Source organism: Streptomyces sp. NPDC001339 (assembly GCF_042895955.1).
Lineage (GTDB): Bacteria > Actinomycetota > Actinomycetes > Streptomycetales > Streptomycetaceae > Streptomyces.
This window is the reverse complement of record NZ_JBIAWT010000007.1, coordinates 423,849-439,000: the sequence shown is the minus strand read 5'-3', so window position 1 is coordinate 439,000 and position 15,152 is coordinate 423,849. Positions and strand designations below refer to the sequence as shown.

The 15,152-nt window shown below is 72.1% G+C and carries 13 protein-coding genes; 5 read left to right on the top strand and 8 right to left on the bottom strand.

Annotated features, from left to right (window positions below):
• Nucleotides 1-189 precede the first annotated feature (189 nt).
• The 4 genes from ACFY12_RS22830 to ACFY12_RS22815 form a co-directional block, all read right to left on the bottom strand.
• Nucleotides 190-3,336 carry an endo-alpha-N-acetylgalactosaminidase family protein gene (locus ACFY12_RS22830; protein WP_390717688.1) on the bottom strand — a complete coding sequence of 1,049 codons (3,147 nt, stop codon included), beginning with the start codon at nucleotides 3,334-3,336 and terminating at the stop codon, nucleotides 190-192.
• Nucleotides 3,337-3,693: 357 nt separating this feature from the next.
• Nucleotides 3,694-4,863, bottom strand: a complete 1,170-nt coding sequence (locus tag ACFY12_RS22825) for a sensor histidine kinase (protein ID WP_390717867.1) — start codon at nucleotides 4,861-4,863, stop codon at nucleotides 3,694-3,696.
• 31 nt (nucleotides 4,864-4,894) lie between these two features.
• The gene (locus ACFY12_RS22820; RefSeq protein WP_390717687.1) at nucleotides 4,895-5,575 is read right to left on the bottom strand and encodes a response regulator; all 681 of its coding nucleotides are present in this window, start codon (nucleotides 5,573-5,575) and stop codon (nucleotides 4,895-4,897) included.
• Between the two features lie 473 nt (nucleotides 5,576-6,048).
• Complete coding sequence (locus tag ACFY12_RS22815) at nucleotides 6,049-6,858, bottom strand: S1 family peptidase (RefSeq protein ID WP_390717686.1); 810 nt, start codon at nucleotides 6,856-6,858, stop codon at nucleotides 6,049-6,051.
• Nucleotides 6,859-7,291: 433 nt separating this feature from the next.
• Here ACFY12_RS22815 and ACFY12_RS22810 point away from each other — a divergent pair, with 433 nt between their 5' ends.
• On the top strand, nucleotides 7,292-8,197 hold the full coding sequence (locus ACFY12_RS22810; RefSeq protein ID WP_390717685.1) for a hypothetical protein: 906 nt from the start codon (nucleotides 7,292-7,294) through the stop codon (nucleotides 8,195-8,197).
• 189 nt (nucleotides 8,198-8,386) lie between these two features.
• On the opposite strand, the gene ACFY12_RS22805 is transcribed toward ACFY12_RS22810, so the two are convergent.
• Nucleotides 8,387-9,082 carry an alpha/beta fold hydrolase gene (locus tag ACFY12_RS22805; RefSeq protein WP_390717684.1) on the bottom strand — a complete coding sequence of 232 codons (696 nt, stop codon included), beginning with the start codon at nucleotides 9,080-9,082 and terminating at the stop codon, nucleotides 8,387-8,389.
• A 196-nt stretch (nucleotides 9,083-9,278) separates the two neighbouring features.
• On the opposite strand from ACFY12_RS22805, the gene ACFY12_RS22800 reads away from it, so the two are divergent.
• Nucleotides 9,279-10,325 carry a LacI family DNA-binding transcriptional regulator gene (locus tag ACFY12_RS22800; protein ID WP_390717683.1) on the top strand — a complete coding sequence of 349 codons (1,047 nt, stop codon included), beginning with the start codon at nucleotides 9,279-9,281 and terminating at the stop codon, nucleotides 10,323-10,325.
• A gap of 79 nt (nucleotides 10,326-10,404) precedes the next feature.
• Here ACFY12_RS22800 and ACFY12_RS22795 read toward each other — a convergent pair whose 3' ends face one another.
• Nucleotides 10,405-11,184, bottom strand: a complete 780-nt coding sequence (locus ACFY12_RS22795) for an MBL fold metallo-hydrolase (RefSeq protein WP_390717682.1) — start codon at nucleotides 11,182-11,184, stop codon at nucleotides 10,405-10,407.
• A gap of 183 nt (nucleotides 11,185-11,367) precedes the next feature.
• On the opposite strand from ACFY12_RS22795, the gene ACFY12_RS22790 reads away from it, so the two are divergent.
• Nucleotides 11,368-11,853, top strand: a complete 486-nt coding sequence (locus tag ACFY12_RS22790; protein WP_390717681.1) for a hypothetical protein — start codon at nucleotides 11,368-11,370, stop codon at nucleotides 11,851-11,853.
• A 153-nt stretch (nucleotides 11,854-12,006) separates the two neighbouring features.
• On the opposite strand, the gene ACFY12_RS22785 is transcribed toward ACFY12_RS22790, so the two are convergent.
• Complete coding sequence (locus ACFY12_RS22785) at nucleotides 12,007-12,801, bottom strand: SDR family NAD(P)-dependent oxidoreductase (RefSeq protein WP_390717680.1); 795 nt, start codon at nucleotides 12,799-12,801, stop codon at nucleotides 12,007-12,009.
• Nucleotides 12,802-12,891: 90 nt separating this feature from the next.
• On the opposite strand from ACFY12_RS22785, the gene ACFY12_RS22780 reads away from it, so the two are divergent.
• Entirely contained in the window at nucleotides 12,892-13,476 is a 585-nt protein-coding gene (locus ACFY12_RS22780; RefSeq protein WP_390717679.1) for a MarR family winged helix-turn-helix transcriptional regulator, read from the top strand.
• 136 nt (nucleotides 13,477-13,612) lie between these two features.
• On the opposite strand, the gene ACFY12_RS22775 is transcribed toward ACFY12_RS22780, so the two are convergent.
• The gene (locus ACFY12_RS22775) at nucleotides 13,613-14,374 is read right to left on the bottom strand and encodes an ArsR/SmtB family transcription factor (RefSeq protein ID WP_390717678.1); all 762 of its coding nucleotides are present in this window, start codon (nucleotides 14,372-14,374) and stop codon (nucleotides 13,613-13,615) included.
• A gap of 67 nt (nucleotides 14,375-14,441) precedes the next feature.
• On the opposite strand from ACFY12_RS22775, the gene ACFY12_RS22770 reads away from it, so the two are divergent.
• Complete coding sequence (locus ACFY12_RS22770) at nucleotides 14,442-15,035, top strand: hypothetical protein (RefSeq protein ID WP_390717677.1); 594 nt, start codon at nucleotides 14,442-14,444, stop codon at nucleotides 15,033-15,035.
• The last annotated feature ends 117 nt before the right edge of the window (nucleotides 15,036-15,152 follow it).

The following is a 15,152-nucleotide window of genomic DNA, read 5'->3' as shown; positions in this document are numbered from 1 at the left end:
GCCCCGCCCCCTCGACGCCCGATCTTTGTCCATGGCCCGTCAGACCGCCAGGGGCAAGCCAGGGTGATCGATGAGAAGCCTGTGACTTCGAGAAGCCTGTGACTCCGCCGGCCGCCGAAGCCCAGGGTGGTGGCCGTGGGGGCGCGCCGACCCCGCCCCCACGGCCCGCTCACTGCCGCCCGGGGCTGTCTAGGGCGCTTCCTCGTCCGCCTCCCGCACCTCGAAGGTGTCGAGGACGAACTCGGCCGTGCTGTCGTCGCCCACCTTGCGCAGTCCGACCCAGGCCTCGCCCGTGGCGGGTGCGGTGAAGGTGTAGGTGTGCGTGGCGGGCCGGGTGGCGACGGGGAGCGGGGTGCGGGTCAGTTCGCGGGCGGCGGACTCGTCGACGGCGGTGATCCAGGCGTACTGGCCGGCGGTCTCGTTCTCGTAGCGGAAGGTGACGCGGTAGCGGCGGCCGGCGGTGAAGCGGACGGTGTGCGGGACGGTGCGGTAGACGAGCCCGGTGTTCTCCCCGCGTGACTTGAGGGCGTTGCCGCCGTCGAGGACGTCGTCGATCGCCTTGCCGTTCCAGCCGCGCTGGGTGTACGGGGCGTGCCGCTGGGCGAGGTGGGTGCGCGGGTCGGTGCTGCCGCCGGCGTCGCCCTTGACGAAGACGCCCCAGCCCTGGGGGACGTGCTCGAAGTCCTCGTAGGCGAGGGTGCCCTTCTTGGCGGTGGGTTCGGAGCGTACGACGCGGACGTTGTCGAAGCGGACCCGGGCCCGGCCGGGCGCGGCGGTGAGGGCGAGGGTGACGGGGCCACCGCCGTCGGGGACGGTGAAGCAGGTGAACAGGCGCTGGAAGCGGGTGCCGGCTTTGCGGTCCGCGGCCACGTAGTTGCCGGCGGTGGAGGTGTCGGTCCAGTTGGTGGCGGTGACACCGTCGGCGGTGCGGATCCGCAGGCCGGCCCGGCGCCGCTCCCCCGCCCTGGCGCCCACCTCGATCTGGACGGAGGCGGCGTAACTGCCGGGGGCGAGCCGGGTGAGTCTCTGGGCGACGGTGGCGGCACCGCCGGGACCGATGACCAGCTCGTAGTCGCCGCGCGGGGACAGTTGGACGGAGGCGGGGCCGGTGGCCTGCCAGGCGTCGAGGCTGCCGGAGTGGAAGCCGGGGTCGGTCAGGGGGGTGCCTTCGCCCCAGTCGGGGTCGGGCTGGGCGGGGGCCTTGTCGCGGTAGAGGACGTAGGCGGTGCCGGGCCGCGCGGTGAGGGTGATCCGGCCGCCGCTGACCGGGATGCGGGTCTCCTCGGCGCGGCCCTGGTCGGTGAGCCGGTAGGCGTGGACGGTGGCGGCGGACGACCAGCCGCGGGGCAGGTCCCAACGCGTCGTCCCGCCCTGGGGGTTGTAGTGGTAGAGCTTGTCGGGGTCGGTGGCCCGGCGCGGTTCCCAGGGGAGCAGGTAGGTGCCGTTGTCGTAGACGAGGCGGCCGTCGGTGGTGATCCTGCGGGTGCCCTCGGCATCGCTCACCGACGTCTTGGAGGGGCCTTCGAAGGTGATCTCGTGCGGGCCCCAGGTCTTGATGGGGTACGCCTGGAGGTACTTGGCGGGCAGGGCGTCGGTCCAGATGCCCCGGTAGAAGGCGGGCCAGTCGGTCTTGCCGGTCCAGCCCTCGAAGTTGCCCATCCGCGGGGCGCCCAGCAGCGTCGGCCACTTGTCGGCGAAGACGTCCTTGTGGTGATTGCGGAGGAAGCGGATCAGCCGGGAGTTGATGCCGCGGGAGGTGTCGGGTCCGTAGTCGGTCTCGGTGGCCCAGTGCGACCAGAGGGCGGAGCGTTCCAGACCGTGGCCCCATTCGGTGGTGACCATCCAGCCCTGGTCGCGCAGATGGCGTTGGAGGCGGTCGGAGTTCCAGCCGGACTCGCGGAAGACGTCGAGGTAGAGGGTGTTCAGGGCCGGGTCGGTCTCGCGGCGCAGCTGCGCGAAGCGGGCGGCGATGTCGCCGGACAGCAGGTCGCGGCGGGCGTCGATGCGGTAGGACTGGTCGAGCCAGTCCCACTGTTTGTCGTGCTTGTCGACGAGTTCCTCGGAGAAGGCGTGCGCGACGGGGTAGGACTCGGTGGCGTTGACGTGGACCGCGAAGTCGCTGTTCCACTTCTTCCCGGCGCGGACCAGGGTGTTGAGGTCGGCGAGGCCGCCGGCCCGCTGGTTGTAGTTGCCTCCGTAGTCGGGGTGGGCGGAGTCGTGGCCTTCGGACTGGTAGCCCTTGAGCAGGGTGAACTGCCGTAGCCCGTCGGTGGCCAGGGCGATCCGTTTGACGTTGTCGAGCGTGGTGAGGAACGGGTTGGTGGCCTGGCTGGCGAAGTTGAACGGGATGTGCGGGACGACCCTGAGGTGCTGTTCGTCGGCGCCGAGCGGCATCGTCATGATGTCGCGCAGGGCGATGGCGGCGTCCTGCCAGTCGGCGGTGCCGTCGCCGTTGCGGTCGCGGGTGACGATGACGGTGGCGCGGGGCAGCGGTTCGGTGACGTCCGACGGCGCTCCGGCGGCCCGGTGGGTCCACTGGCCGGGGACGAGCTGGGCCTTGACGAAGCCGTCGCCCCGGACGGTCTGCCGCCACAGCCGGCCGTTCTCCCAGGCGGTGGCGCCGGTGGGGGTGTCGTGGACGGTGTTGGTCTCGATGCCGGCGGCCAGTTCGCCGGTGGCGACGACGGCGTAGGCGCAGCCGGCGGGTGCGGCGTCGGCGGGGGTGTCATCGGTGACCGTCACCAGGGTGTCGCCGCTGCGCGACTTGTCGAGGTCGATCCGGGCGGCCAGCAGGGCGGCGCCGGGCTGGTCGCTGCGTACGCTCAGCAGGGCGAGGCCGGGGATGTCCAGGGTGCCGATGCGCAGCGCCGGGGTGTCGGTGAGGGAGCTGACCCGCCAGGTGGTGCGCCAGTCCTGGACGGCGATCTCGACGGTGAGCGTGGTGCCGCCGTCGAAGCGGAGAGTGTAGGTGGCATGGTCGGCGCGGGCGTGGTGGGTGACGTCCGGGGTGTGGGCGGTGCCGTCGACGAGGACCTGGGTGACGGGGGTGTCCTGCGCGTGCAGGACGGCGCCGGTGCCGCGGTCGGTGTACGAGACGATGCGGGGGAAGGCGGTGTCGACCCTCACCTCCAGCGCGTCGGAGCGCAGCACCGCCTCGCCGTCGCCGGGTCTCGGTACCGCGTCGCCGGGTCGCGCTACGGCCTCGCCGGGCCGTGGTGCGGCCGCCGCGGGGTGCTGCGCGAGGGGCGGGAGGGCGGCGGTGAGCGGGGCGAGCGCGGTGGCGGCGACGACCGTTCTCCGGCTGGGCCCGCGCCGGGCACCTGTCTCTTCGTTCACGCGCTGTCCTCCCCTACGGGCCTTCGGGCGGCCGTGCCCTCGGGCCGTCGTGCCTTCGGGCCGTCGTGCCTTCATGGCTGTGTGCGGGCCCGCACTGACTGGCTGTTGGCGGACAGCGTGCTGTGGGGGCGGGGCGCGCGCCCATGGACAAAGGGGGTGGAGGTGTTGGACAGATGTGCGCGGGGTGGCGCCGGGCGCGTGGGTCAGGGCGGGTCGGTCAAGGCGCGTGGGTCAGAGCGCACCGGCCGGGGCGCACCGGTCATGGCGCGTGGGTCAGGGCGCACCAGTCAGAGCGCACCGGTCATGGCGCGTGGGTCAGAGCGCACCAGTCAGAGCGCGTCGGTCAGAGCGCGTCGGTCAGGGCGCGTCGTCGAGTGGCAGGACGGCGGTCAGTTCCCAGCCTCCCTCGGCGGCGGGGCCGGCCGTGAGCCGGCCGCCCAGCGCCACGGCCCGTTCCGTGAGACCGGCCAGGCCGAAGCCTCCCCCGGCCTCCGGCCGGCAGGTAGCCCCGGCAGCGGCCGGTTCGCAGAGGCGGGCCGGGGCTCCGCCGTCGTCGGCGACGCGCAGTTCCACGCCGCCGGGTACGGCCCGCAGGCCGACGCGTACGGCAGTGGCGTCCGCGGCGTGCTTGCGGATATTGGTGAGCGCCTCGCGCACGATGCGGTAGACGGCGGCGGCCAGATCGGCGGGCAGGGTGTCCGCCGTGGCGCTGTCGACGGAGAGCACGACCGGCGGTCCGGTGCGGGCGAAGGCGTCGGTCAGCGCGCGGACCTCCGCGAGCCCGGCGAGCGGCTGGGTCTGGGCGCCGTTCTCGCGCAGCACCCGTACCAGCCGGCGCATCGCGCCGAGCGCCTCGCCGCCGGAGGCCTCGATCCGTTCGAAGGTGGCGTCCGCCCGGGCTCCGTCGAGCGCGGTGAAGCGGGCCGCGCGGGCCTGGACGACGATGCCGGTGACATGGTGGGCGACCAGGTCGTGCAGCTCACGCGCGAGTTCCAGCCGCTCGGCGGCTCGTACGGCGGCGAGGTCGCGCAGCCGCTGGGCGTCCTGCCAGCGCAGGATCATCGAGTAGGCGGCGACGACCACGGTGAGTACGCCGTAGACGACAGCGAACAGGCCCGGCCGCACGTCCCGCATCGGGGCGAGGACGCAGGACAGTCCGAGCATCGGGCCGAGGAAGGCGGCGGTACGGGCGGGTGCGCGGTGCACCACGGCGGTGAGCAGGACCAGCAGGGCGATGCCCTCGCCCAGGCCCCACACCTTCAGGGCGTGCTGCCCGGCGATCAGCACCGTGGAGGAGGTGAGCGAGACGACGGCCGCGGCCCGGCTCCGTACGGTCAGCGGGATCCGGGCGTACGGCACCGCGCACAGGCAGACGACGACGGCGGTGGCCACCACGATCGCGTGCGGGTGGGTGGGCTGGCGGGCCAGCACCACGGTCTCCACGCCGACCAGGAACAGCAGAACCGCCGCCAGGGCTGCCTTGGCGGCGACGGCTCTCCGCGGGTGGCTGCGCGCCCACCCGGCCATCGGGCTCATGCCCGCGGCTCGCTTCGCCCGCTCACGTTCTCCCCGAGGCGAGACCGCTCTCCCAGGCCCAGGCGGCGATCTCGACGCGGTTACGGGCCTCCAGCTTGCCCTGCACATTCGCCAGGTGGGACTTGACCGTGGACAGCGAGACATACAGCTCGTCGGCGATCTCGGCGTTGGTGCGGCCGCGTGCCAGTGCCCGTACGACGTCCTGTTCGCGTTCGGTGAGCGGCTCGGAGGGAGTGCGGTCCGGTCCGCCGCAGCCGACCGCGGGCGCCATCTCGCGCAGCAGCCGGACGGTGATCGCGGGTGAGACGAGCGAGTCGCCGACGGAGGCGGCCCGGACGGCCTCGACGAGCATGGCCGGGCTGGCGTCCTTGAGGAGGAAGCCGGAGGCGCCGCCGTACAGCCCGGCGTGGACGTATTCGTCGAGGTCGAAGGTGGTGACGATGACGACGCGGGTGCGCTGCCCGGACTCGGGGTGGGCGGCGGCGCGCGCGGTGAGCCGGCGGGTGACCTCCAGGCCGTCGACCTTGGGCATGCGGATGTCCAGCAGCAGCACGTCGGGGTGCAGCCGGTCGACGGCTTCGAGAGCGGCCTGGCCGTCGACAACGTCGTCGAGGACCTCGATGTCGTCCTGGCTCTCCAGGATCATCCGGAACCCCGTCCGGACCATCTCCTGGTCGTCCGCGATGACCACGCTGATCGGCATGTCCGCCTCCTCTCTCCGACTCTCCCCGGCTCTCTCCGGCTCTCTCCGGTCCCGTCAGGTCTCCGGTCCCGTCAGGTCTCTGGTCCCGTCAGGTCTCTCCGGACCTCTCCGGTCCGGTCGTGGCGCGGTGGTCGCGGTCGCGCGCCGGGGCCGGGTGTGTGACTGGGGGCACATACGGTTCACGCTAGGGAGTGGTCAAGGCGCGGCCCATAGGCCGTACGACCATCGCTTATGGCACAAGGTCCGGCCCGGAGGGTGAGCTTGGTCCCCGGCCCGGTCGGACGATCGTCCGGACCACGGGGGACGAAAGTCACCTGCGAAGGGCCCGGGGAACATCCCCCGGGCCCTTCGGTCATCCCTGCATCCTGCCGGTCATCCCTGATGGTCGTACCTACTGGCTGTACCTACTTGTACCTGCCGGCTGTACCTGCCGGCATCAGCTGCCGGCCGTACCTGCCAGCCGTATCCGCCGGTCAGCCGCCCAGCTGGTCCGCCGCCTTCTTGATGTCCGCGGCGAAGGCGCTCACCTCGCTGTAGACACCGGGCTTGCCGGGCCGTGCGCAGCCCTCGCCCCAGGAGACGATGCCCACCTGGATCCACTGGTCGGCCTCGTCCTTGCGGAACATCGGGCCGCCGGAGTCGCCCTGGCAGGTGTCGACGCCGCCGGTGTCCAGCTTGCCGGCGCAGATCTCGTCGCCCGGCGTCAGCTGGTCGCCGTAGGCCTGCTTGCAGGCGGCGTCGTCGACGAACGGCACATTCGCCTTGAGGAGGTAGCGCTGTTGGTCGCCGCCTTCCTTGTCGGCGCCCCAGCCGGCGATGGTGAAGTCGCCGTTGTTGAACTTGTCGTCCTCGGCGATCTTCAGCGTGGGTTGCTCTATCGGCTGGGCCAGCTTGATCAGTGCCCAGTCCTTGCCCTTGCCGTCATAACCGGGGGCCTGCAGGACCTCGGTGGACTTGACCTTGACGGCGCTTGAATCCTCGAGGTCCACCACGCCCGCGGTGGCCGTGATGGAGGTGTTGGGTCCGCTTCCGTCGACGCAGTGCGCCGCGGTGAGCACGATGTTCTTGGTGTAGAGCGCACCGCCGCAGCCCATCGACAGCCGCACCATGAACGGGAATTCACCCTGGTCGGCCGGGACTCCGCCGACGACCTTGGTGTGAACGGAGCCGGAGGGGTCGGGAGCGGGGGCGGCGGAGGCCGAGCCGGCCTGGAGGCTGAAGGCTGCCAGAGCGACCGCGCCGAGGGCGGTGGTTCTTCTGAGGAGGTTCCGGTAGTCGCGCAACGGGCTTCCTTTCGTGGGGGGTTGCACGTTGTGACGAGCCCATGCCAACACCGGAGCCGGACGTGGCCGTCGAAGAAGGTGCGTGGAGGACGACAGCACGCCGCTGGACGTCCGGACCCAGTGGGGATGAGCCCGTGGTGCGCCCTTGGATTATGTGGAGTGGGCGATCAGAGTGACAAGGGTGCGTCCGGCCAACTCCCGGTCATTCCATAGCCCGTACGTGTTCTCCCCACGGCCCGTACGAGTTCTCCCCACAGCCCGTACGGCTCTCCCCGCGGCCCGTACGACTGCCTCCGCGGCCCACACGGCTCCTCCCCGGCCCGTACGGCTCGCCCCTCGGCCGATACGGCACATAGAGCCCATAGAGCCCATAGAGCCCATAGAGCCCATACGATGAATACCGCGCCTTCCCGGACGGTCGTACAGTGGCCGGGTGACCACGGGCGACAGCGCTATCGAACACGGGTTTCCCCATCTCGACACGGTGAACGCGGCCGTCCACGCCGTGTTCAAGCGCCTGTCGTACGACACGGTGAGCACCTTCGCCACCAGCGTTCCACCGGTCGACGTGGCCTTCGACGACTCCGAGGACCTGCATCTGGGCGCCCAGCGGGTGGCCCGTGCCCTGGTCCGGCAGCTGCATCTGCCGGACGCGCGGATGGTGGTGACCTTCCGCGAGATGGAGCACGCGGCGAATGTCGAACTCACCGCGGGACCCGAGTACTTCATCGAGCTCAACGACCGGTTCCGGAAGCACCGCAAGGACATCGGCGCCGCGCTGGCCCATGAGGTGATGCACGTCTGCCTGCACCGCCTGGACCTGTCCTTCCCCGGCACCCGCGACAACGAGATCCTCACCGACACGGCGACGGCCTACCTCGGCGCGGGCTGGCTGCTGCTCGACGCCTACCGCGAGCACGGCCCGTTCTCGCAGAAGCTCGGCTATCTGACGCCGGAGGAGTTCGGCTACGTGCTGGCCAAACGGGCCGAGTTCTTCGCCGAGGACCCGGCACCGTGGTTCACCAGCCCGCAGGCGTACGACGCGTACACGGCGGGCGCGGCGCGAGCCCGCCGGGACGCGCGCCGGCCACCGCTCGCCGCCGCGGGCTGGGCCGCCCGGCTCCGTTACGCCAAGGACCGCCGGGCGGCACGGGATCCGCGGCGGGCCGGCCGCCGGCCGTCCGGCGCGGCGGGCGACGGCTATGCGTTCGAAGGCCCGTCCCCCTTGCGGGTGTTGTTTCCCTGTCCGGTCTGCCATCAGCGGATCCGGGTCCCGGTCCGCGGCCGGCTGCGGGCACGCTGCGGGCTGTGCAAGACCGTGCTCGAATGCGACACCTGACGTGGCGCGTACGTGGCGTACGTGATGTACGTGGCGTACATGAGGTCGGCCGTACGGGAATACGGGAATACCGCCCGGCCCCAGCCGGTTGTGGCCCCGCAGGGGGCGCTCGCAACCCCTACGGGATCCGTTCGAACTCCCCCTACGGGTATCCCCGGAAATCCCCCCGAACCCCCACCTCCGCCCCCCCTAAACCCACCCCTCCAGCCCCGCCATGAACCCGTCGAAGTCATCGCGGTGGATGGTGTGGCCCGCACCGGCCACCGTACGGACCTCGAAGCCGCGCCCGGTCAGTTCCGCGGCGCCCTCGGCGGAGAAGAGGAACCCCTCCCCCGCGATCTGCACGAGCGAGGGGACCACCGGCTTCTCCGGCGTACGGTCCTGGAGGCGCTCGGCGGACATGGCATGGGCGGTGTCGGGGTCCCAGTCCGCGATCGTGGCCAGCTCGGTGTCCACATCGACGTCGTCCCAGCGGGGGTTGAAGCCCCGTACCATCGCCCGGGTCGCGGTCTTGAACGTGACGAACACGGCCGGGTCGACGGGCTGGCCGCCTTGTCCGAGCGACCATGCCGGATCGCTGTAGACGGCGCGCCGGGGCTGCAGCCGCTCCACCGCGAGGGAGAGCACCAGGCCGCCCAGGGAGTGCCCGATGACGACCTCGGGGAACGCCGGCAGGGTCTCCACGAGGTCCTCGGCGTGCAGTTCGGCACCGTACGGGCCGCGCGGGCTGCGGCCATGGCCGCGCAGGTCGACCGCGAGCACGCGGTAGCCGCGCTCGGCGAGCGCGGGGCCGACCCGGCGCCAGGTGCGGTGGTCGGACATTATGCCGTGGACCAGCACCGCGGTACGTGGGCCGGCGCCCCATTCACGGGTGTACAGCTGCATCCGTCTCCTCCCCGGAATTTCCCTCACACCGCTTCACACACTGCACACCGCCGCACACCGCTTCGCCGCAACTTCACGCGCTGCTACGCCGCTCCAGCACCGTACGCCGCCTGAGATTACACGTGTCATCGCCGTGCGGGGACGTGCCGCGTCCCGACCCGCCGGGCGAAATCCCTGTGCGAGGATGCCGGGCAGCATGACTGACCCAGACCGCCCCCGGGCCCTCCCAACACCCCCGACCAGCGCGGCCGTTGCCCGGCGCGCCGGGGTATCGCGCGCCACCGTCTCCTACGTCCTGAACGGGCGGGCCGCCGGCCGGGTCGGCGCGCACACCGAGGCGAGAGTACGGGCCGCTGCGGAGGAGCTGGGGTACGTTCCGCACGCCGCGGCCCGGAGTCTGCGGGCGGGCCGGGGCAGCATCGTCCTGCTGTCCGCACCCGCCGATACGGTCTCGGCCTTCGGCCCCCTCGCCACCCGCTTCCTGGCCGGTTTCCAGACCGCCCTGCACGGCCTCGGTTACACCGGCGTCCTGCACTGCGCACCCGCCGACTCCCCCACGGCCGCTGCCCGCGCCTGGGCCGAGCTGCGCCCGGCTGCGGTCCTGGCGCTGCACGGCCCGCCGCTGGACGCGGCCGCCGTGGAGCTGCTGCACCGCTCGGGCACCGCAGCAGTCCTCACCCACGGCCCGCCGGCCCCGCCGGGCGCGCACACCCTCCTCCTCGACCAGCGGGAGGCCGGTCTCCGGGCCGGTGAACATCTGCTCGCCGCGGGGCGCCGCCGGATCGCGGTGGTCCGGCCCGCCGAGCCCGGTCTGACGGCCTTCGCGGAGCCCCGCCTGGCGGGCGTACGGGCCGCGGCCGCCACCCACCCCGACGCCGAGGTGCGTCCGCTCCATCTCGCCCTCACCGAGGAGTCGGCGGCCCGCCTCGCCGCCTCCTGGGCACGGCTGAGCCTGGACGCGGTGTTCGCCTACAACGACGAGTACGCGATGCTGCTGATGCGTGCCCTCCAGGACGCCGGCCACACCGTCGGCACCCGTTCCCCCGGCGAGGTCGCCGTGGTGGGCGCGGACGATCTGCTGCTGGCCCGGCTGCTGCGCCCCCGTCTGACCAGCGTCCGCGCCGAGCTCACCGCGCCGGACCGGCTGGCCGCCCTGGTCGCCGGTCTGATCCGCGCCCCGGGAAGCCCGCCGGGGACCCACCGGCTGGGCACCTTCCGGGTCGAGGTACGCGAGTCGGGCTGAACTGGGCTGAGTTGAACCGGAATGGTTCGAGTTGAACCGAGCTGGGACTGGATCGCACCGGCGCGGGTGGCGCGGGGCATCAGAGCCAGTCCCGCTCCGGTGTGGCCGCCGCCAGTACGTCCCGGGCGCCGGTAAGGATCGGCCCGCCGTGCGGTACGCACACGATGTCGGCGCCGAGGGCGGCCAGCCGACGGAAGGAGGCGATGGCCGTTTCGCGTTCGACGTTGAACGGGCCGAGGACCGCCCGCCGGCCGTCGGGTGCGGCACCGATGAGGTCACCGGGGAACAGCACCCCGCTGTGCGGCAGGTGCAGGGCGATCCCGCCGGGAGTGTGGCCGGGGACGTGCAGGACCCGTACCGGCTCCAGCCAGTCGTCGAGAGTGTCCCCGTCGTGCAGTTCGATATCGACCTCGACATGGCGCAGCGGCGGTAGCCCGGCGGTCGCGAAATGGGCCTGCATCTCTTCGCGCAGGGGCCGTTCGCCGGCGGTGACGACCGGCGGGGGCTCGGGGGCGTCGCCGCGGATGTACGGGACGTCCAGTGCGCCGGCCAGGACCCGGGCACCGGTGGCGGCGACCAGGTCGGCGGCGGAACCCATGTGGTCGATGTGGGAGTGGGTGATCACGATCTGCCGCAGCTGGTCCGGCCGTCCGCCGAGCCGGGCGAGGGCGCCGAGGACGGCGGGAGCCGAGCCGGGGACGCCGGTGTCGACCGCCGCGTAGCCGTCGCCGGGGAGCGCGACGAGGTAGACGTGCCCGACGGGGAAGGGAAGTTGCCAGACGGTCGGGGTGATCCGGGTGAGGGTGCCGGTGTCGGTATCGGTATCGGTGCCAGTGCCAGTGCCAGTATCGGTATCCATGCTCCGCACGCTAAGCGGTGGGGCCCGGATGCCGATCGGCGTTGCGCCGTGGGCGGACGGCGTTGCGCCATGGGCGGACGGCGTTGCGCCGTGGGCGGAATTGGGCGGGAACCACTGGTACGTCATCCGCGGGAACCACTCGTGCGTCCGGCACGTCACATCCGCGACCCGAGGAGGCATGTCATGCGAGGACCCCACCTCTCCCGCACCCGTACGTTCACCGCCGTGCTCATACTCGCGGCATCCGGCGCCGTCGCACTGTCCGGGTGCGGCCGGCCGCAGGCCGTGAACACCGCCGAACCGCCGAAGAAGCAGGACGCGTTCGAGCGGCGGGCGGACCAGATCGTCCAGAGCTGGCCGAAGGTGTCGCCGGTCTCCGGGCGGCAGGAAGCGCTGCTGCCGCTGGTCGGCGCGGACCGGCCCAAGGACGCCTCCGCACGGGAGATCACCGTGACCGTCGGGCACAGCGCCTGCGATGCCCGCTTCGGCGCGCGCGGCCATGAGGCGAAGGGGCTCGTGGTGGTGACCGGCTGGGGCAAGCGGAAGAGCGCCAAGGGCATGTGCACCGAGATGCTGGCCACCGACAAGGTGACGGTAAAGCTCCAAGGGCCGCTGGCCGGCCGCACAGTGGTGGACGCGGCCACCGGAAAGCAGCTGCTCAAGGGGTGATGGTTGATCACCGGTCCCGGCGCGGCGGGGCGTCCGCGCCGGGTATCCGTGCATGGGCGTATCTATGCACCGGCGTATCTATGCATGGGGTGCATCCATGCACCGGTGTATCCGTGCGCCGACGCGTCAACCGACACATCGGCAGCCGACCCGTCAACGGGTGGTCCGCGTCCCTCCGTTGACGTTCAGCACCTGGCCGGTGATGTGCCGGGCGGCCGGTGACGCCAGGAACGCGACCGTCCCCGCGATGTCGGCCGGCGATCCCGCGCGGCCCACCGCCGAGGCGGCCACCAGGCGCTCGCGGCGCTCGTCGGTGAGCTGGTCGCGGAAGAAGTCGGTTTCCGCGATATAGCCGGGCGCGACGACGTTGGCGGTGATGTCGCGCGGGCCGAGCGTCCGTGACAGGTCGACATTCCAGGAGGCGAGTCCGGCCTTGGCCGCGCCGTAGGAACCGGCTCCCTGGTCGGCGGCGATCGACCCGATGTGGACGACCGCGCCGCCGGCCGCGAGCCGGTCCGCCACCGCCTCGGTGGTCAGTACCGCGCTGATCAGGTTCGCTTCGAGGTTGGCGCGGAACGCCCGGGCGTAGGCGGCGAGGCCGGTGCCGCCGTCGATACCGCCACCAGTAACGCCATCGGTACCGCCATCAGTACCGCCGTCGATATCTCCCTCAGAGTCCGCGCCGGGCTCAAGGTCGGTGTTGCCACCGGCGTTGTTGACCAGGACGTCTATACGGGCGGGGAGTTCGGCGAGCAGTGCGCCGAGCGCTCGCGGGTCGGTGTGGTCGCAGACCAGGGGCCGGATGCCGGGGCGGCCGGCGGCGGTCTCCTTGAGGGGGCCGGTGCGACGGCCCGTGACGATGACCTCGTCGCCCAGGTCCGCGAAGTGGTGGGCGACGGCGCGTCCGATGCCGGTTCCGCCGCCGGTGACGAGGATGGTGCGTGACATATGCTGACTCCGTCCATCACGTTAAGCTCTAAATCAACACTGGATTCAGCGCTAAATTTAGACCTGAACATAACATCACCAGGAGGGCCCGTGGCAAGGGAACCCAAGACGGAGGGCGACTACGGGGACCCGGCGGCGGCCCACACCTCCTCGTACGCCGTCGAGGAGATCGCCGCCGCCTGGGAGCGCGAACGCCCCGGCACCCCGGTCTCCTCGATCGGGATCGTGACACCGATCTGGCAGCTGGCCAAGCTGCTGGGCGACGAACGGCGCCGGGTACTGGCCCACGCCGGGATGGACCCGGCCACCCTCGACCTGCTCAGCGTGCTGCGCCGCGGCGGGGCCCCGTACACCCTGACCACCCGCGAGCTCAGCCGTCGCTCCCTGGTCACGGCGGGCGCGATCTCCCAGCGGGTGGCCCGGGCCGAGCGCGAGGGACTGGTGACGCGGCGGCCGGGCGAGGGCCGTCCGCGTACGGTCCTGGTCGAGCTGACCCCCGCCGGCCATGCACTGATCGAGACGACCGTCGACCAAGTGCTCTGCCGCGAGGCGGAGTTGATCGACGGCCTCACCCCCGAGCAGCAGGAGCAGCTCGCCGGCCTGCTGAGGGTCCTGCTCCAGGACACCCAGCGGAGACTCGGCGACGACCGGATCGGCCAGGTCGGCGCGGAGTGAGTGACCGGAACGGCCGGCCGGCACACCACGGCGCCACCACCCGCATCGTCGCCGTATGGGGTGTCGTACGGGGTGCCGTACGAGATGCCGTACGAGGTGCTTGTACGAGACGCCCGTACGAGGTGCCGTACGGGGATCAGGCACGGGCCGACGGGAACGTGAGGGACGGCGAGAGCGCCTCCTCGGGCAGGCCGAGCCGGTCGCGGAAGGCCGTGCGGCCGGCTTCGGTGACGCTGAGAATGCGGGTGGTCGGGGACTTGACGACCCACGCCCGGTCCACGGCATGGCGGTACAGGGCGGCGCCGACCGCACCGGAGAGGTGCTGACGGCGCACCGTCCAGTCGAAGCAGGTGCGGACATGGGCCCGGTGGGCGGCGGAGGGGCCGGTGTCGGGGATGCCGAGGGCGGCGAGCCACCGGGCGCCGTCGGCGGTCAGCACCAGGCCGTAGTCCGGGGCCAGCAGTCCGCGGTCGGTCATCGCCTCGACGAGGGCGACACCGAGGGCGCCGGCGATGTGGTCGTAGCACGTACGGGCATGGTGCAGGGCCCTGCGCTGGTTGGCCTCGGCCAGGGAGCGGATCGGGACGGGGCGGTACGGGGCCAGGCCCGCGAGGTTCTCCAGCGTCTCCGCGGTGTCCGGGCCGGCCAGCCGCACATAGCGCCGGCGGCCCTGGCGCTCCTCGGCGAGCAGGCCGCCGGAGACCAGGAGGTTGAGGTGCTCGGTGGTCGTGGAGGGCGCCACCGCGGCGTATTCGGCGAGTTCGCCGGCGGTCCAGGTGCCGCCGTCGAGCAGGGCCATGCAGATGGCGGCGCGGGTGCGGTCCGCGAGCAGCGCCGCGAGGGCGGCGAGGTCGGGCGTCTCCGCGAGGCTTTCCTGATCGGCGTCCCATCGGTTCATGTACACAGAGTAACCTCTGATAACATTTCGGTGAGCGCCGAATCATCCAACTTCTATCCTCAACCACATGAAAACCGCTCTGGAGAAGAGCAGTTCGGTCACCCCGGCGCTGCTGTCCACGGAGAACGACGACGGAACATTCGTTCTGGTCGAGCTGCGGATCCGGTGGGAGCTCGGGCCGGTCGTGAGCCTCTGGCTGCCGACCCGTGGGCGTACCGCCAGAAATCTCGCGGTACGCCCGGACGTGGTGTTCAACCTGCCACCGGACGCGACGGGCTCCACGGACCCCCAGGAAGGGCTGGGCAGCCTGGCCCCTTCGGCGGACGCGCCGTGGACGGACACACCGTGGACGGAGCCGTCGGAGCTGGTCCGGCCGCCCCGACTGGCGCACTGTCCGGTGCAGTTGGAGGCCCGCCGGGTCGGTGAGCGCACGGTCGTCGACGGGGCGTGGACCCAGATCGAGGCACAGGTGCTACGGGTGCACGCCGACCCGCGGTGGCTACTGCCGCTGAGCAACCGCCGGATCGACCGCGGGGCGTGGCATCCGCCCGTACACGACTTCCGACCGTCTCCCGCTCCCCCGCCACATCCCGTACCTGCGCCCGCCCGCGACCTGGCCGAGCAGTTGTCCCGCCGCTACCCGGAGCGCAGCGGTTCCTGAGGGGGCAGTTCGGGGGGCGGGCAGCTCGGGGGGGCGATCCCTTAAGGGGCGGTCGAACAGATCCCCTAGGGGTAGCGGGGGCCCCTTGCAGGCCACAACGGGACGGGGATGGGCGGT